13 protein-coding genes are annotated in these 18,132 nt (G+C 57.0%); 4 read left to right on the top strand and 9 right to left on the bottom strand.

The window, feature by feature from the left end:
- The first annotated feature begins 83 nt into the window (after positions 1-83).
- From ACZRJQ_RS13400 to ACZRJQ_RS13390, 3 genes are all read left to right on the top strand, one after another.
- The gene (locus tag ACZRJQ_RS13400; RefSeq protein ID WP_463978824.1) at positions 84-2,153 is read left to right on the top strand and encodes a type VI secretion system Vgr family protein; all 2,070 of its coding nucleotides are present in this window, start codon (positions 84-86) and stop codon (positions 2,151-2,153) included.
- A 35-nt stretch (positions 2,154-2,188) separates the two neighbouring features.
- The gene (locus ACZRJQ_RS13395; protein WP_463978823.1) at positions 2,189-3,001 is read left to right on the top strand and encodes a DUF4123 domain-containing protein; all 813 of its coding nucleotides are present in this window, start codon (positions 2,189-2,191) and stop codon (positions 2,999-3,001) included.
- 132 nt (positions 3,002-3,133) lie between these two features.
- The gene (locus ACZRJQ_RS13390) at positions 3,134-4,318 is read left to right on the top strand and encodes a sugar transporter (RefSeq protein ID WP_463978822.1); all 1,185 of its coding nucleotides are present in this window, start codon (positions 3,134-3,136) and stop codon (positions 4,316-4,318) included.
- Here ACZRJQ_RS13390 and ACZRJQ_RS13385 read toward each other — a convergent pair whose 3' ends face one another.
- The 7 genes from ACZRJQ_RS13385 to tauA form a co-directional block, all read right to left on the bottom strand.
- Entirely contained in the window at positions 4,319-4,756 is a 438-nt protein-coding gene (locus ACZRJQ_RS13385) for a YqaA family protein (RefSeq protein ID WP_463978821.1), read from the bottom strand. It abuts the gene before it with no gap.
- A gap of 114 nt (positions 4,757-4,870) precedes the next feature.
- The gene (locus ACZRJQ_RS13380) at positions 4,871-6,124 is read right to left on the bottom strand and encodes a ferredoxin reductase family protein (RefSeq protein WP_463978820.1); all 1,254 of its coding nucleotides are present in this window, start codon (positions 6,122-6,124) and stop codon (positions 4,871-4,873) included.
- Between the two features lie 126 nt (positions 6,125-6,250).
- Positions 6,251-7,150, bottom strand: a complete 900-nt coding sequence (locus tag ACZRJQ_RS13375) for an alpha/beta hydrolase (protein WP_463978819.1) — start codon at positions 7,148-7,150, stop codon at positions 6,251-6,253.
- Between the two features lie 18 nt (positions 7,151-7,168).
- Positions 7,169-9,409: a TonB-dependent siderophore receptor gene (locus ACZRJQ_RS13370; protein WP_463978818.1), complete on the bottom strand. Its 2,241-nt coding sequence runs from the start codon at positions 9,407-9,409 to the stop codon at positions 7,169-7,171.
- 72 nt (positions 9,410-9,481) lie between these two features.
- Positions 9,482-10,840 (bottom strand): HAMP domain-containing sensor histidine kinase, encoded by a 1,359-nt coding sequence (locus tag ACZRJQ_RS13365; protein WP_463978817.1) that lies wholly within the window; start codon positions 10,838-10,840, stop codon positions 9,482-9,484.
- Positions 10,840-11,538: a response regulator transcription factor gene (locus tag ACZRJQ_RS13360; RefSeq protein ID WP_463978816.1), complete on the bottom strand. Its 699-nt coding sequence runs from the start codon at positions 11,536-11,538 to the stop codon at positions 10,840-10,842. The genes ACZRJQ_RS13365 and ACZRJQ_RS13360 overlap by 1 nt, the downstream gene beginning before the upstream one ends.
- Before the next feature lie 232 nt (positions 11,539-11,770).
- Positions 11,771-12,745 carry a taurine ABC transporter substrate-binding protein gene (gene tauA / locus ACZRJQ_RS13355; RefSeq protein ID WP_463978815.1) on the bottom strand — a complete coding sequence of 325 codons (975 nt, stop codon included), beginning with the start codon at positions 12,743-12,745 and terminating at the stop codon, positions 11,771-11,773.
- A gap of 278 nt (positions 12,746-13,023) precedes the next feature.
- Here tauA and ACZRJQ_RS13350 point away from each other — a divergent pair, with 278 nt between their 5' ends.
- The gene (locus ACZRJQ_RS13350; protein ID WP_463978814.1) at positions 13,024-15,078 is read left to right on the top strand and encodes a c-type cytochrome; all 2,055 of its coding nucleotides are present in this window, start codon (positions 13,024-13,026) and stop codon (positions 15,076-15,078) included.
- A gap of 192 nt (positions 15,079-15,270) precedes the next feature.
- Here ACZRJQ_RS13350 and mrdA read toward each other — a convergent pair whose 3' ends face one another.
- Together mrdA and ACZRJQ_RS13340 are read right to left on the bottom strand one after the other, a co-directional pair.
- The gene (mrdA, locus tag ACZRJQ_RS13345; protein WP_463978813.1) at positions 15,271-17,139 is read right to left on the bottom strand and encodes a penicillin-binding protein 2; all 1,869 of its coding nucleotides are present in this window, start codon (positions 17,137-17,139) and stop codon (positions 15,271-15,273) included.
- 197 nt (positions 17,140-17,336) lie between these two features.
- Complete coding sequence (locus tag ACZRJQ_RS13340; RefSeq protein ID WP_463978812.1) at positions 17,337-18,125, bottom strand: amino acid ABC transporter ATP-binding protein; 789 nt, start codon at positions 18,123-18,125, stop codon at positions 17,337-17,339.
- Positions 18,126-18,132 lie beyond the last annotated feature (7 nt).

The raw sequence follows: 18,132 nt of genomic DNA, 5'->3' as shown, positions 1-18,132 counted from the left end.
GCTCAGCGCCCTGATCACGTCGCAGCACGCTTGCCAAAAAGCCCTGTTTGTCGCAATCCACATTAAACATTGAGGAACAACGGATGTTCAGCCTCGCTAACGAAACCCATTTCAGCCTGACCATCGACGGCTTTAACCATGATTTACAGGTGCTCAGATTTAAAGGCACCGAAGCTATTAGCGAAACCTATGCGATCAAAGTTGAACTTGTCAGCGAGCGCCCAGACCTTGACCTTGAAGGCCTGCTGCATCAACAGGCCTTTTTGGCCTTTGATACCAATGGAAACGGCATTCACGGGCAGATTTACCGCATTGCCCAAGGTGACTCTGGCAAGCGCTTGACGCGCTACAGCCTGACCCTGGTCCCGCAACTGGCGTACTTGGTACATCGCACCAACCAACGGATTTTTCAGCAGCGTACGGTCGCGCAAATCATTGCAACTGTTCTGGAAGATCACGGCATTCAGAGCAACGCCTACCAATTTTTACTCAACGCAACGTACCCGCCTCGCGAGTACTGCGTGCAGTACGACGAGTCGGACTTGCACTTCATTCAGCGCTTAAGCCATGAAGAAGGGATTCATTACCATTTTCAGCACACGCCACAAGGCCATGTGCTGGTGTTTGGTGATGACCAAACCGTGTTCCCGCAGTTGACCAAGCCCACCGCTTACGTGCAGGGCAGCGGCATGGTGGCGGACGAGCCGGTGGTCAAGCACTTCAATGTGCGTTTTGAATCACGCACCAGTCGCGTCACTCGCCGCGATTATGACTTTGAAAAATCCAGCTTTCTGGTCGAGTCCGCTTACAAGCCTGATGCTGACAAGCGTCAGCCAGACCTCGAAGACTACGACTATCCGGGCCGTTTCGTTCAGTTGGAACGTGGCAAAAAACTCAGTCAACGAGCACTGGAACGTCACCGCGCCGAGTACCGTCTGGCCGAAGGCAAAAGCGATCAGCCAACGTTGGTGAGTGGTCACTTTCTGCCGTTATCAGATCACCCTCGCACAGAGTGGAATGCCCTATGGTTGCTGACAAAAGTCGAGCATCAGGGGTTTCAGCCGCAGGTGCTGGAAGAAAGCATTACCAGCGACAGTGACCACAACCCTGAGGGGTGGGAGCAGGGCTATCGCAACAGTTTTTCCGCCACCCCGTGGGATGTGTTTTACCGCTCACAAACGGTCTATTCAAAACCACGGGTGCTGGGCAGCCAGACGGCGTTGGTCACAGGGCCCAAAGGCGAAGAGATTCACTGCGACGCCTATGGCCGGATCAAGGTCAAGTTTCATTGGGACCGCGAAGGCAAAACCGATGACAAGGCCAGCTACTGGCTGCGAGTGTGCTCCAGTTGGGCCGGCAGCGGTCACGGCAGTGTCACCATTCCGCGGGTGGGCATGGAAGTGCTGGTGACCTTTTTGGAAGGTGACCCCGATCAACCGGTGGTCAGCGGTTGCCTGGTCAACAGCAAGAACCCGGTGCCCTATGAATTGCCAGCCCACAAAACCCGCAGCGTGTTTCGCAGCCGTAGTTCGCCAAGCAGCACCGGGTTTAATGAATTACACCTTGAAGACCGCGTTGGGCAGGAGCTGATCTACCTGCGTGCCCAGCGCGATATGGAACAAAAAATCGAGCACGACAGCCGTTTGGAAGTCGGCCACGAGCGGCACGCAACCATCAAAGGCAACAACATTGCGGTGCTGGAGGCCGAAGACCAGCGCACTGTGACGTCCGATCGCAAAGTTCAGCTCAAAGCCAATGACTACTTGCACGTTGCCAGCAGCAGTCACACCCGTGTCGGCCAAGTCTTGGTTGCCGAAGCCGGGCAGGAGGTACACATCAAAGCGGGGGCCAATCTGATTCTGGATGCGGGCGCCAGCATTACCCTGAAAGCAGGGGGTCATCACATCGTGATTGGCGGCGGTGGGATTTTCAGCTCCACCGACATCCTGATCGGCGGGGCACCTGCCTCTGGTACCGCTGCCGCCCCTTTGTTGCCCGGGTTGCTTGGCGTATTGGCGGTGCCATCGTTGGTAGATCAAGCCCAAGTATCAGCGGCTGAAGAGGGCGAACAACAGACGCTCCCGGTCAAACCTGTATGCAAAGACTGTTTGCAGCGAGCTCAAGCCAAAGCCGAGGCCTTGGTGCCCCGTTAATTCCTCTTTAAACAAGCGTCGTACAAGGAATGGTCATGCTACCCACCGCAAAGGACTGGTTAAACAGCCTGCAACAAGAAGCCCGTAACGCCCAACTGGATCACGTGGATGTGCTGATCAACGGCTGCGGGCTGGAACACTCGGGGTTAACAGCGTTGAGTGGGCTGACCCCAGCGCCAGATCATGTTTGGTTACTGGCAACCACCCCCGAGCATGAAATGGCCACACAGGGGCCGTTGCTGGTTCGCATCCTGTTGGCGAGTGAGCCACAGTGCGCGTGGCTGCATGGGTTGCTGCAAGCTGTTCATCACCAGTTTCGAGTATTGGCATTGCTCAGCCGTTGGGATTTTGATGACTTGGCTGCGCACTTGCGTGGCGCGACCCAGGCCACTTGGAACAAAGGCACCAGCAGCGGCGTGTTGCGTTACTACGACACGCGACTGTTTCGACATTTTTGCGAGTTGTTGGACCCGCACCAACTGCGGCACTTTCACGCGCCCGTTATTCAGTGGTATTGGATTGACCATGATCAGCGGCACAGTGCGATGTCCGGGTTTGACACACATTGTGCCGACCTCCAAACCCCAGCTTGCGCACTGAGCCTGAGCGATGAACAAGTCATGCACCTGCAAGCCCTGAGCGCCGCTGTTCTGTGGTGTAAGGGCTACGCCAAAACCCCGCAGGAACATGGGCTGGCCACACAGGAAGCCTTGATTCGTTGCCTGCTCGACATCCACCGAGACATGGCCCGTCAAGGGCTGGCAAAAGAAGCACATGAGGCGTTTATCACCCAAGCACTCAGTGAGTTCACCCCGGTTACGCTTACGTTTGATAAGGGCGCTTCATGAGTGGGGTGCGGGGATTGGTGTGTATCGGTGCCCGATTGCAAGGTGGATACCGACTATCTTCATAAAACACTGCGCAATAAGCCGTTAGAATGCAGCGCCCTGTGATCACCACTAGAGTAGTACGCCCCTTAGATGAGCAATTGCACCGTTACCCCCAAGGCTAATTGGCAGCCCGTCATTGCACTGGCGCTGGCCGCTTTTGTGTTTAACACCACCGAATTTGTACCCGTTGGGCTTTTGAGCGCCATCGGTAACAGTTTTGACCTGTCCACGGCCAAGGTCGGCTTGATGCTCACGATCTATGCGTGGGTGGTCTCGCTGGCGTCACTGCCGATCATGCTGCTGACGCGTAACGTCGAGCGCCGCAAGTTGCTGATTGTGTTGTTTGGGATGTTTATCCTCAGCCACATTGTGTCCAGTGTGGCGACAAGCTTTGGCCTGTTGCTGTTTAGTCGCATAGGGGTAGCGCTGTCACATGCGCTGTTCTGGTCCATTACTGCGTCGTTGGCTGTGCGTTTGGCTCCGCCAGGCAAGCAGGTACAAGCCCTGGGTTTGCTGGCTACAGGCACTTCGATGGCGATGGTGCTGGGGATTCCCTTAGGCCGGTTGCTGGGCGAGGCTATGGGCTGGCGCAGCACCTTTGGGATGATTGCGGTGCTGGCTGCACTGCTGGTGTTTTGGCTGGCGCGCACGCTACCGCTGTTACCGAGCCAAAACTCAGGCTCGTTGAAAAGCTTGCCGCTGCTGTTCAAGCGCCCGGCGCTCGTTGCTTTGTACGTGTTGACGGCCGTGGTGATCACTGCGCACTTTACGGCCTACAGCTACATTGAGCCGTTTGTGCAGGGTGTGGCGGGCATGAGTGGTGAGCGTGTGACCTTGATTTTGCTGCTGTTTGGTGGCGCTGGCATTTTGGGTTCGTTGTGCTTCAGCTTGCTGCACCGCTACAACCCGTTGCGGTTTTTACTGACCGCCGTAGCGTTGCTGACTGTGTGCTTGGCCTTGCTGTTACCCGCCAGTCACAGCCTGGAAACATTGAGCGTCTTGAGCGTGGTTTGGGGCATGGCGATCATGGCCTTTGGGTTGGCGTTGCAGTCCAAAGTGCTGACGCTGGCATCCGATGCCACTGACGTGGCGATGGCGATGTTTTCAGGCATTTACAACATTGGCATTGGTGGCGGGGCGTTGTTGGGCAGTTGGGTGGGTGGCCAACTTGGCTTTGCCTACATCGGTGTCGCTGGCGGCTCATTGGCCGCACTGGCGTTAGTGTTCTACAGCGTTTGCATGTACCGAATCAGTCGTTCGGGTACGCCCGCTTGATCATGCCCAGCCTAGGGTGAGAGCAGTCAGCGCCAGATACCGGGCGCCTTTTGCCAGCGTGACGATCAGTAAAAAGCGCCATAACGGCTCACGCATCACACCGGCAATCATGGTCAACGGGTCGCCGATAATCGGCACCCAACTGAGCAGCAAAGACCAGCGCCCATAACGTAGATAAAACCTTTGGGCCTTGCTGAGCTTGGCGTCACTCACTGGAAACCAGCGTTTGTGACGCAACCGCTCAACGGATCGGCCCAGCACCCAGTTGAGCACTGACCCGAGCACGTTACCCAATGTGGCGATCGTCAAAAGGGTTGTTGCGCTGTACTGATCGGACAGCAACATGCCGATCAGTACAGCCTCTGACTGCATGGGCAACAAAGAGGCCGCCCCGAATGCGGCAGCGAACAACCCCAGGTAGCTGGTGAACTCAAACACTCAAACGTCGCCTTATGGATTTTTCAAAAGGGCGACTTTCCCATAAACGGTGGGGGGTGGGTGGATTAAGTCCACGGCCGTTCATGTTCTTCTTGTCAGCTCTGAAGCGGTTTTTCACCGAAACTCAAACAACTCCACATGCAGGTTTGTGGGCGGGATACCGCACTCGTGCATCAACTCACGCACGCGTTCGAGCAAGCCTTTTGGCCCGCAGAAGCTGATATGCAGCTGCTCTGGCGGGGTTAGTGCGACGGCTTGGCGCAGGGTGTCGGCCAGTTGCCCGGTGCCAGAGCTGTTAGCCACAAACTGCATGCCACGCTCTTGTGCCATGTGTTGTAACTGTGGGGCGGGCGGGAAGGCGCGTGAGGGGTTGAAGCAGTAGATTAAGGTCGCTTTGTCGAAGCCTTTAGCTTTCGGGTCTTGTAGCCAGGCAATGAAGGGCGAAATGCCGACACCGGCACCGATCCAGATTTCTTTTTGTGCGTGGGCAGGGCGCTTAAAACGGCCATAGGGAGCATAAAGGTCGGCGATCATGCCGACTTTGACCTGTTCACGCAGGGCTTTTGTGTAGTCGCCCAAGGCTCGGATAACAAATTCAAGGTGGCCGTTTTCGCGGTTGGCGCAGGCGATGGTGAAGGGGTGTGGCTCGCGCAGGCCTTTTTCTTTGAACGCCAGAAACGCAAATTGGCCCGCTTTGAAGGCGAACCCTTTGCCCACGGGGGCGAATGTTAAGTGCACGGCGCCTTTGTCGCTGCTCACGTCGATGACGCGGTATTGCCCTGCGCGTGCGACAAAGGGGTACAGCAGCAATTTGTACAACGCAGCCGCCACGCCCAACCCACAGAGCACGCAAAGCCAAATGCCTGAAGGGCTGGCCAGCGTGATCGGGGATTTGAAGCTTAGCCAGTGCAGGATGACGATCAAAAATAGCGGCCCGGACAGTTTGTGCCACCAGCGCCACACGCTGTAAGGAATGTTGCGGTTCAGTGCAAGCAACACGATCATGCCCAGCGCCACATAACTCAACTGGCGCACCAGTCGCGTCCAGTATTTAGGAAGCTCCAGAATGGGCACGCTGTTCCAGACGTCCAGATTGGCTTTGAACACAAAGTGGTATGAGGCGAACACCAGCGCCCAGATGCCGAGCCATTTATGCGCGTCATAGACGCGGTCCAGGCCGCCGAACATATGCTCGACCACACGCCAACGGCTTGCCAGCAGGCATGAAACCGCCATGTATGCCAGCGCTGTGGTGCCAAGGATCAGGCTGAGGGTGGCAGATGTCAGCCAGGTATCTGCCGGTATTTCAATCAGCAGTGTCAATGCTGTCATCAGCAAGATGCCGACGAGGCAGTGCCAGTTCTTCACGGGTGTACTCCAATCAACAGTCCGTTGTGGATGAGACTGAAATCCAGCCCTCCGTGGGGTTTCAGGAGGGCGGATGTTAACGGCGTGCAGAGCAAAGAGGGATGACCTTGGTCATGGCAACTCTATTTACGGAGCGTAAAGCCTGTGCAGTGCATATCGCAGTGAGGCGGGCAGTGTTTCGCCGTGGCTCATGCCTTCGAAGGTGTGATAGCTGACGGTCAGTTGCGGCGTGCCTTTGAGGGCTAGGATCAGTTGCTGCATCAGTCGGTCTGGCGGGCCGATGCTCGAACCTCTTGGGTTGCCGGGCTCTTGGGTGCCACGCATCAATAGCAGATCTGCGCCATGCCCGACCATGCGGTGTTTGAACTGCGCAATCTGCTGCGATGAAACACCTTTTGACCACCACAACGAGGGGCTTGCCGCTGCGTAGTGTGCAAACTCGCCGGGACGGGTTAGTAGCGCGTGCAGCACGAACAAACCTCCATAGGAATGCCCCCACAAGGCTTGCTGCTTAAGGTTGATCGGTGCTTTGGCGGCAATGGCTGGGCGCAAGCGCTCACGCAGCAAGTCGAGAAATACATCGGCACCACCGCTGGGTTGTTCGGTCAGCGGGTCTTTTTGCACCTCAACACCGGGGCGCGCAGGTGTGTAGTCATAGGTGCGAGCGGTTCGCTCAATTCGCAATGGCGTTTGGTAGCCGATGGCGACCAACAAGGGGGCCTTGCCGTTAGCCAAACGGTGAAGCATGTCAGCGTCCAGCGCGCCGATGGCGGCGTTGCCATCCAGCATCCAAAACACCGGATAGCCGCCTTTGGGTGCAGGCCCCCGTGGACGGCCGATCCACAGTTGGTAGTGGCGCTGGCCGTCTACCGAGTCGATCAACAACCGGCTAAAGCTGTAACTCAGGTCTTTGCGTTGCAACAGGCTCGTGTCCATGACCTGCTCAGGCGCAGGTCGGGCCTGAGTTGCCTGCCCTGGCCACACCAGAGCAAGCAGCAAAGCCAGAGGAAGAGTGAGGTGTCTCATCGGGCAATCTCGTCAGGCTTAGAACGACGCAGTCAAGCTGGTGTAGAGCGTGCGACCCGGTTCGTTGTAGGTCGCAGCGCCTGCTCCAGCGATGTTGGCCACACCTTGGGCGTTGCCTTCACGGAACAAGCGTTTGTCGAACAGGTTATCAATGCCTGCCGTCAGGCTCAGATTGCGAGTCAAGGCGTAGGTGCCGCTGACTCCAGTGATGGCGTACGGCGACAGCTGGTTATTGGCCGTGCCCGTCACGCGGTCGCCATGATAGTCGAACTTTTTAGGCGTTTGTTTGCCGTACCAGGCCACGCGCATTTGCAGCGACAGGTCTTGGGTGGCTTGCCAGTCCAGCATTGAATTCAGGGTGTAGCGCGGTGTTACTGACAGGTAGTCACCGGTTTGCTTGTTTTTCGATTGCAGCATGTAGGTGAAGTTGTTGGTCCAAGTCAGCTGTTCGGCCAAGGGCAAAGTCAGTGTTCCTTCGAGCCCTTCAACCAGTGCCTTGGGCACGTTTTCCCATTGATAGATGGCCGCATTGGCGTAAGCGCCAGTGCCTCCCACAGCGCTACCGATTGGGGACAGCCCCGACTCAATCTTGTTTTTGTAGTCGTTGCGGAAGTAAGTCAGGCCCGCAACGATGCCATCGGCTTTGTACTCAATCCCCAGTTCTTTGTTGACGCTGGTTTCTGCCTTGAGATTGGCGTTGCCTTGCAGGTAGCAACTGGTGCTTTGGCCGTAGCAACCCTGACCACGGCTATAAAGCAAATAGTTGGGGTTGAGCTGGTACAGGTTCGGCGCTTTGTACGCACGCGCGATGCCAGCTTTTAAGGTCAGCGTGTCGGTGAGGGCATGTGACAGGTTCAGCGAAGGGCTCCAGTTATCGCCGACTACATTGTGATGATCCAGACGCAAGCCCGGCGTGAGCATGGTGCCGGGGAACAACTCAATGTTGTCTTCGGCGAACACCGAGAAAATCTGTGCCGAAGAGGTGGTGCTGCGCCCGCTGCCTGTCAGTCCGGCTACCGAGCCGCCTTCGCTGGTGCTTTGGGTGTTGGCACTGGGGTCATCCAGTTTTTGTTGGGTCCACTCGGTGCCCAGCGTCAGGGTTTGGTCGACGCCTGCATGCAGAGGCAAATTGACTTCGCCGTGGGCCGTGAGATCGCGTAGCACGGCGGTGTAAAAGTCTGAATTGCTGAAAATGCCCTCAGTGCCCCCGGCCAAGCCTTCGTTGATTCGGGTATTACGGGTTTTTTCGTACTGCACAAAGGCCATGCTGTTACCAAAATCCCAGTCGGCACGGTGCGTCAGGGCGTAAGTTTCGCGATAGGTGCGATTGGTTTCGTGCCCCAGCAGTTTTTTTACATTGGCGTTGCTGTTGGTGTTTTGCGTATCGCCGGTATAGATATTGCCCTGTCGGCTGTACCCGGCCTCGAACTCCAAGGTTTGATCCGGGGTCATACGCCAACTGAGCAAACCATTGACGTCTTTATTGCGCACGCCTTCACGGCCAGCCGGCAGGGTGCCCAGTTGATTGCCTGCGCGCTCGGATTCATGCCCGGCATTGATGTCCCAGTCGTCGGGGTCGGTTTTGGCGATATTGCCGTAAACCCGATAGCTGAGGTTTTCGGTCAGGGGGCCGTTAAGCCCAAAACTGACCCGTTTGGTGGCGCCTTCGTCTTTGTGTTCAGGGAACGAGGTGTACACAGTCGCGTTGCCGTGGGTTTGCGCGCCTGCTTGCTTGGTGATGATGTTGACCACGCCACCGGCGGCACCATTGCCATAACGAGCGGCTGCCGGGCCACGCAGCACTTCGATACGCTCAACCTGATCGGCCGGCACCCAGTTGGTATCCCCACGGCTGTCACGCTCGCCGCGCCAACCATAACGCACCGAATTGCGGCTGTTGACCGGCTTGCCGTCCACCAGAATCAGCGTGTTCTCTGGGCCCATGCCGCGAATGTCGATCTGACGATTGTTGCCGCGCTGGCCGCTGGTGGAGTTGCCGGTCAGGTTGACGCCCGGCATGGTGCGGATAATTTGCGACAGATCGTTGGCCGGTGGCCGCTTCTTGATGTCCTCGGCGGTAATCACCGACACGCCCGGTGCCTGCTTGGTTTCTTCCTGAGCAGTGGCCACCACGTTAGTGTTTTCAAGCTCCAGCGCGGGGGGCGCAGTGTCTTGATTAGCGGCCTGCACGGCACTGGTCAGCAACCAGCAGCCAGACAGCACAAAGGGGGCGAAAGGGCGCAACGCACGTAACGACATGGGTGATCTCCAGAACAGCCAGGTACAGGAAGATCACGAATGATAATGACTGCTAATTGAGAGTAAAGCGCATTAACTTTCTAAACACTTCTGCGGATCGGCTGCTGGCAACAGCAAGTGCATGCACAGGCCAGGTGAGGCATTGGTGGCCCATAAACGGCCTTGCTGCAGCTCTATGGCGCGCTGCGCAATCGCCAGCCCCAAGCCAAAACCTTCGCCGATAGCGCCGTGCAGCCGTTGATAAGGCACAAACAAGGTGTTCAGGTCTTGGGGCGCGACACCTTGGCCTTCGTCCTGCAAACACAGGTGCCAAGCATCACCTTCACGCCAACCGTGCAGGGTGACTTTGCCTGTGGGGGGCGAATAGCGAATGGCGTTACGCAGCAGGTTTTCCAGTGCTTGGGCCAAGCTGTCTAGGTGCACATTGACGCAACACTCGGTGCCCAGCAGGCAAGGCAGTCGCTCGGGTGACCAGCCGCTCTCGAAGCAAGCGTCTTCGCACAGTGCCTCCCATACCGACAACACCAGCACCGGTTCACTCGCCAGTTGTGGGCGTTCAGTGTCCATCCAGGCCAGATTCAGGGTGTCTTCCAGTAGCCGCTGCATATCGTCGATTTCACGATCCAGCCGTTGGCGTAATTGGGGGGATGGCAAGTGGCTGTCATGGGCGATACGCAGACGTGCCAACGGCGTGCGCAGCTCATGGGACAGGGTGCGCAGCAGTAGCCGCTGCTGGTTCAGACTGGTGCGCAAACGGCTGGCCATGTGCTCAAACGCGTGAGCCAATTCGCCCAGTTCGTCACGCCGCGCCATCAGTGGCAGCGGCGCCTCACTGTCCAGATCGTCAGCGCGCAAGGCATCTGCCCGGTCGCGCAAGTGGCTAAGGGGTAGCACCAAATGTCGGTACAGCAACAGGCCGAGCAGGGCGGCAAACAGGGTGGGTATCACGCCGTGGCTGAGCACGTGAGTCCAGGGCGTCAGGCCGCTGGGCAGCATGCGCTCGGGTAACTGAATGACCAATTGCCCCTGCTCGGGATGCTGCGGGAACGGAATGCTCACGTAAGGCAGTTCATCTTGCAGACGGCGGCTCATGGGCCAGTCGAGCTTGCGCATAAAGGTCAACTGTTGATAGTTAGCCGCCGTAATCGGCGTGTTGCTCAAGCTTTCAAGATGTGGGCCCAGCACGGCCACCCACGTTTGCTCCTTGGCGGACAAGCGTTCGGTAAAACGTTCCAGCGCTTGGTTGTGTTGATCGCGCCAAATGCGTTCGGCCTGTTGTGCGTAGTCACTCAAATAATCGCGATCAGATGGGGTTAAGAAATAAGTGCCTCGCTCACTCGAAAGCCCCCAAATCCAGATGATCCAGGTCAGGAGCAAGCAAAAACTGACTTGCAACAGCGCAAGTTTCCACAGCAACGGATGACGGCGCATTAGAGGGGCTTTGACTCAACCAAAATGTAGCCTTGACTGCGTATGGCCTGGATTTGCAGGTGCTGCACGCCAATGGCCGCTAATTTGCGTCGCAGGTTGCACACATGTACATCCAGCCCACGGTCCAGCCGGGTGTAAATCCGGTGCAGCACGTGCTGATACAAAAACGCTTTGCTCAAGGGTTCGCCGCTGTGTTCGCGCAGCGTGACCAGCAAACGGTATTCGGAGTGGGTCAGCCCGCCAGCGTGGCCGTTATGGATGACATCTTGAGCCGCCTCATCAAAATCCAATGGCCCGGCCGGGTGCTGAACAGGCGCTTGCTTGAGCATCGACATGCGCCGCAGCAGGGCATCGGTACGCGCATCAAGCTCAGCCAGACTGAACGGTTTAGGCAAGTAATCGTCTGCGCCACGGGTAAACCCGGTGATTCGGTCTTGCTCGTTGCCCAGCGCAGACATCAGCATCACGGGCACATTTTGCTGGCTGCGCAGTGCTTCAAGCAGGCTCAGGCCATCCATGCCGGGCAGCATGATGTCCAGCAGCACCAGATCAAAGCGTTTGGCCTGCACGGCACTCAAGCCTTGAGTACCGTCAATGCAGGTTGTCACGTTAAAACCACGTTGCAGCAGATGTTGCTCCAGGTCATGGCGCAACCTGAAGTCGTCTTCGACGAGCAGTAGAGCAGGGGATGTTTGCATAGGATTCTAATGAGAATATTTCACATTCGCGAATATCCCATCATTGTGGATGCTGCGCAATTGCTATCAATGTCGCGGGGTTATTTCTTTCACGGCTTTGTAAATTGTGTAAGCCGGTTCCTCTCGCAGTGTGTTTTTTTCGAGGGCTAAAACGGCATCAGTCAACCGCAGCCTGAGCGTTGCTGAGTAAGGCTGCGCAATTGACCTTCAAGCCTGCCGAATTAGCGCGTTTTTACTCCGGCAGGTAGTGGTCGCTGACAAACCCTGAATAGTCAGGCAGTACGCTTTCAATTTTGCCTTGCTCCTTGAGAAACAGCGCTGTTTGGGCAATGTCCTTGGCGGTGCCACCGCCGAGCAGTTGCGCCGACTTTTGCTCCTGTGCGGATGGAAAGTGCGCGCCCTGCAACAACTCCGGGATATCGCTGACATTGGCGCCGGTCAATTTGGCAATTTTTTGCACGGGTTCTGATTCTGCAGTCCACGCGGCTTGATGCGCGTTGTAGTCGGCGATGGCATCGAGGCTGACCTTGGCGAATTGCGCTACCACTTCGGGGTGTTTCTCGGCGAAGTCTTTGCGTGCTACCCACACCTCAAAAGTGGGCGCGCCCCATTCGCTGACTTGGCCTGCATCGGTCAGCACTTTGCCGGTCTTACGGATTTCGCCCAGCGCAGGCGACCAGGTAAAGGCTGCGTCGATATCGCCACGCTTCCAGGCCGCAGTGATTTGCGCCGGGCTGAGGTTCACCACTTTCACTTGGTTGGGTTGCAGGTTCCAGTGTTTGAGCGCACCCAACAGGCTGTAGTGCGAGGTCGACACAAAAGGTGTGGCAATGGTTTTGCCGATCAGGTCTTGCGGGCCATTGATGCCGCTGCCATTGCGCACCACGAGTGCTTCAGACCCCTTGATTTGCGCGGTGACGATAAATGTCACCAGCGGCACCTGCCGTGAAGTTGCAGCGGCCAGAGGGCTTGAGCCCAAATTGCCGATTTGGACATCACCAGACGCCAGTGCTGCGACCACCGCCGGGCCTGCATCAAAACGGCGCCAATCAATCTTCTGGCTAATCGCCTTGTCGTAGCTGCCTTGGGCCATAGCCAACTTGGTGGGGTCGATGCCTGTGATGTAACCGATGGTCACATCAGCAGCCTGAGCGCCAACGCTAAAAGCGGCGAATGAAAGAGCAGTCAACAGTGTGCGAACGGTCATGGGCGTAACCTTGTTTTAGTTGTTCTAAAGGGGCATGAAACAAAGGTTCGGTTGTCCGGTGGGGTGAATCTAAGTGCTTTAAATAGAAGGGGAAAATACCGTTTTGGAACTAGCTTAGAGCGCTCCGGGACCATAGGTGTTTGGCTGGGGCATGACTCGGGTCAAATGCTGTCTGGTTAAAAACAGTTACAAGCATGTGGTGAGGAGTACATAACAAAAACGAGCACGGCCCGCGCTGAGGGGACAACCCCAGGCCGGCGCCTTAAAGGAATAATGCAATGGTTTTTAACTTGAGTCGTTTGGCCTCTGTGGGCTTGACACTGTTTTGTACGTATCAAGCCCATGCCAGTGAGCCGCCCCCGGCAACGGCCCCCGAACCAATCTCAACCCAAACGCTGCTTGAACGCGGTAAATACGTTGCCCAGTTGGGCGACTGCATTGCCTGCCACACCGCCAAGGGTGGGGCGCTGATGGCGGGCGGTCTTGAATTGAAAACGCCGATGGGCACGATCTATTCGAGCAACATCACACCAGACGCCGACACCGGCATTGGTCAGTACAGCTTTGAGCAATTCGACCGCGTGATGCGTGAGGGCGTCACCCCGGCAGGGCAGAACCTGTACCCAGCCATGCCATACCCGTCTTACGCGAAGATGAGCGAAGACGACATGCGCGCGTTGTACGCCTACCTGTTGCAAGCAGTTCCAGCCGTCAAACTGACTAATCTTGAAGCCGACATGGGTTTCCCGTTTAACCAGCGTTGGGGGCTTGCGCTATGGAACTGGGCCTTTGTCGATAACCAACCCTTTACCAGCGACCCGGACAAAACCGAGCAACTGAACCGGGGTGCGTATCTGGTGCAAGGGCTGGGGCATTGCGGCTCGTGTCATACCCCGCGCGGCATTGCCTTTCAAGAAAAGGCCATGAGTGATGCGGGCCGCAGTGGCAAACACTATCTGGCTGGCGAAACCGTCGAAGAGTGGCGTGCCCTCAGCCTGCGAAATTTGTGGACTGTGGAAGACACGGTACAGTTGCTCAAGACCGGACAAAATCGGTTTGCCACAGTGTCGGGCAATATGGCTGACGTGATTCACCACAGCACTCAGCACTTTACCGACGCCGATTTGACGGCCATTGCCACTTACCTGAAATCACTGCCGCCGGGCAAGGACGACTTGCCGATGCCTGCCGTGGCCAGCGCCCCTGTTGTGGCGCCGGACACCTTGTTCAGCACTCGTGGAGGCTTGGGCTACACGCAGTTTTGTGCCGATTGCCATCGCCCTGATGGCGGGGGCGTAAAAGGCATGTTCCCGCCGCTCAATGGCAACCCGAGCATCACCGCGGCCAACCCCGCCTCGCTGCTGCACATTACCCTGACCGGCTGGAAAACCCCTGAAACCGCGGCCCATCCGCGGGTCTACACGATGCCCGGTTTTGCCCGGCTGGCCGATGATGAAATCGCCGAGATACTGAGTTTTGTGCGCACCAGTTGGGGCAATGAAGCGCCTAGGGTCACACCGGCGCAAGTGGCCAAAATGCGCAAACAACTCAACCCGCAAACGACGGACTCTACGGCGTTTGTCACGCCGCGGCTGGCCAATCTGTTGGCCGCCTCGAATGCCGACCAAGTGGTGCGGGGCATGCGCCTGCACCTGCAAACCAAAGCGCTGCTGCCAAACAACGTTGGCAATGCGCTCAACTGCACCAGTTGCCATTTGAATGCTGGCACCGTGGCTGATGGCTCGCCTTTTGTCGGAGTGTCGGCGTTCTTCCCAAGCTATGCGCCCCGTGCAGGCAAGGACGTCACCCTGCAAGAGCGCATCAACGGTTGTTTTCGACGCTCGATGGATGGCCAACCATTGCCCGTCACTTCACCCGACATGCAGGCGATGGTGGCGTATTTTGAGTGGATGAAGATGAACACGCAGCCCGGTGACAAGGTGGAGGGGCGGGGAGTGGGCAAGGTTGATCCCGGCATCAAGCCCAACCTGCAAAACGGCGAGGTGGTGTATGCCCAGCAATGCGCGGTGTGCCACGGCGAAAACGGCGAGGGCTTAAAACATGCCGACGGTAGCTTCGTGTTCCCGCCGCTGTGGGGTGACCAATCGTTCAATATCGGGGCAGGCATGGCGCGTACCTACACGGCGGCTGCATTCGTCAAACGCAACATGCCGATAGGTTTCCACGAACAGTTCCCATTGGGGCAAGGCGGCTTATCGGATCAGGACGCAGTGGACGTGGCTGAGTATTTCTCCCACAAGCCACGGCCTGACTTCCCGGACAAGGTCAAGGACTGGCCCAATGGCGGTAAACCGGTGGATGCGCGCTATTAGCCCGTAGATAGGCGCTGGCGCCGACTGTGATGGGATTACAGTCGGCGCCAATCCTTAACTATCAAAAGCTCGAAGCCTACGCCAGCGACTACACGAGCAAAACGAGGCGACATTCGCAGGCGCAGCCGCCGTAACTCAGACGGCAAGGTGATTCATTGGGGCCGAGCTTACTCGAAGAGGGGCTGACGGTTTCTACGTGTGTGTGGAGTTGTGTGGTTTAAGGGCGCCTTGATTGTCCAGCAACCAGGCGTCCATGACTTTACGCACCACCGGGCCTGCCACACGGCCACCGGCCTCACCGTTTTCGATCATCACCGAGATCACAATCTGTGGGTCATCGGCCGGAGCGAACCCCACAAACAAGGCGTTGTCGCGATTGCGCTCAGCGGTTTTCAGGCGGTTGTAACGCTCACCTTGTTTGATCGCCACCACTTGCGCCGTGCCACTTTTGCCTGCAATTCGGTACTGCGCACCTTGGGCCGACGCGCGAGCGATACCCCGCGCGTCGTGCATCACCAATTGCATGGCATGGTTGACCTGATCCCACTCCTTGGGGTCATGGAGCACGATGTTGGCCATTGGGTGCTCGTCTACTGGCGGTGTGCCATCTATGGTGCGGGCCAGATGCGGGCGGTTCCAGACACCTTTATTGGCAATCAGTGCTGTGGCTTGCGCCAGTTGCAATGGGGTGACCTGCATGTAGCCTTGGCCGATTCCCAAAATCACGGTTTCGCCGGGAAACCACGCTTGGCGGCGAGTTTTGCGTTTCCATTCGCGTGAAGGCATAAGGCCCGGCGACTCTTCAAACATGTCCAGCGACACCTTTTGCCCAACGCCAAACATCGACAGGTAGTCGTGCATGCGATCAATGCCCAGCTTTGAGGCCAAATCATAAAAGTAGGTGTCGTTAGAGCGCATGATGGCCGCGTTCAAGTCTACCCAGCCATCGCCGCTATGGTTCCAGTTGCGGTATTTGTGATCGACATTGGGCAGTTGAAAATAGCCGGGGTCGAACACCCGCGTAGACGCCGAAATCACGCCACTGTCCAAGCCCGCAATCGCCACTTCAGGTTTGATCGTTGAGCCTGGCGCGTACAGCCCACGCAAGGCGCGATTGAACAGCGGTTTGTCGATGGAGTCGCGCAGCCCCGAGTAGTCTTTGGTGCTGATGCCCGTCACAAACAGATTGGGGTCAAAGCTGGGCTTGCTCACCATCGCTAGCACTTCGCCGGTTTTTGGGTCTAGCGCGATGATTGAGCCGCGACGATCGCCCAAGGCATCTTCGGCGGCTTCCTGGAGTTTGATGTCCAGGCTCAGCACGATGTTTTTGCCCGGCACTGCCTGGGTGTGACGCAACACACGCATGACCCGGCCTTGGGCGTTGGTTTCGACTTCTTCAAAACCAACATGGCCGTGCAGTTCGTGTTCATAAAACCGTTCGATACCGGTTTTGCCAATCGATTGCGTACCGCGGTATTCGGTCGCGTCTACTTGCTTGGCTTCTTTCTCATTGATGCGGCCCACATAGCCCACTGAGTGCGCAAAGTGATCGCCTTGCGGGTAATGGCGCACAAACTGCGCCTGAACCTCAATGCCGGGCAGGCGGTACTGATTGACTGCCAGCAGTGCGATTTGCTCTTCGCTCAGTTCGTACAGCAACGTCGAGGGATCAAACGGATGACGCGCCTGCTTCATCGCCTTGGCGAACACGGCATGCTCGTCTTGGGGCAAATGCAAAATGCTGATCACCGAATCCAGCACTTTGTCGGTATCACCGGCCCGCTCGCGGGTAAGGGTCATATTGAAGCTGGGCTGGTTGTCGGCCAGTAATACGCCGTTACGGTCGTAAATGAAGCCGCGCTCAGGCGGGATCGGCAGCACATGCACCCGGTTGTTTTCGGACACCGTGGAGTTGTAATCAAACTCGATGACTTGCAAAAAATACAGCCGGCCCACTAACGTGCAGCTTATTGCCAGCACCAGTGCGGCACACGCGATCAGCCTTTTATTAACCAAGCGTTTTTCGGTTTCGTGATCTTTAAGAGGGATGGGTTCGGGCATGTGGCGGGTGTCTCACAGCTAAAAACGCAAATGCAGCAGCCAGCATAAGGTTAGCGGGCCACGAAAAGTCGGCGCACACCTTACCAGCCCAATACGTGTTCAGAACATGAAACTCGACAGGGGACAGCACATGGGAGCTGGCGAAGCCTACGATCTTTTGATCTTTAGGGATCGCAGGCTACGGCAGCTCCAACGGCTTAATGCACAATTTGCGCAAGAAAGGCCTTGGCCCGTGGGCTTTTGGGTGCGTTGAAGAACTCATTGGGCGGTGAGTCTTCAATGATCATGCCGCCATCAAGGAACAACACGCGTTCAGCCACTTGGCGGGCGAAGCCCATTTCGTGGGTCACACACAGCATGGTCATGCCGCTGCCCGCGAGGTTGACCATCACGTCCAGCACTTCACTGACCATTTCTGGGTCCAGCGCGGAAGTCGGCTCGTCGAACAGCATGATTTTTGGCTCCATGCACAGGGCTCGAGCAATGGCCACGCGCTGCTGTTGGCCGCCTGACAGCTGGCTGGGGTATTTGTCAGCCTGATTGGCGATGCCTACCTTATTCAAAAAGTGCTGCGCCAGCTCGATGGCTTTTTTGCGCGACAAACCCCGCACCGACATGGGGGCCAAGATGCAGTTATCGAGCACGCTCATGTGCGGGAACAGGTTGAAGTGCTGAAATACCATGCCGATCTCGCTGCGTACCTTGGCGGCCTCGCGGCTTGGCTGTGACAGGTCGGTGTTGTTGATCAGAATGCTGCCTTTTTCGGCAATTTCCAGACGATTGATGCAGCGAATTAGCGTCGACTTGCCCGAGCCTGACGGCCCACACAAGACGATCCGCTCGCCTTCACGCACTTGCAGGTCGATGCCTTTAAGCACATGAAAGGCGCTGTAGTACTTGTTCAAACCGGCGATATCCACCACCACCTTGCGAGGGTCGGTGGCTGGAGACACGGCGCTGTGAACATAAACAGGTTGGACGTTCATGGTGTGT

Source organism: Pseudomonas sp. E315 (assembly GCF_055406205.1).
This window is presented reverse-complemented; position numbering and strand designations above follow the sequence as displayed.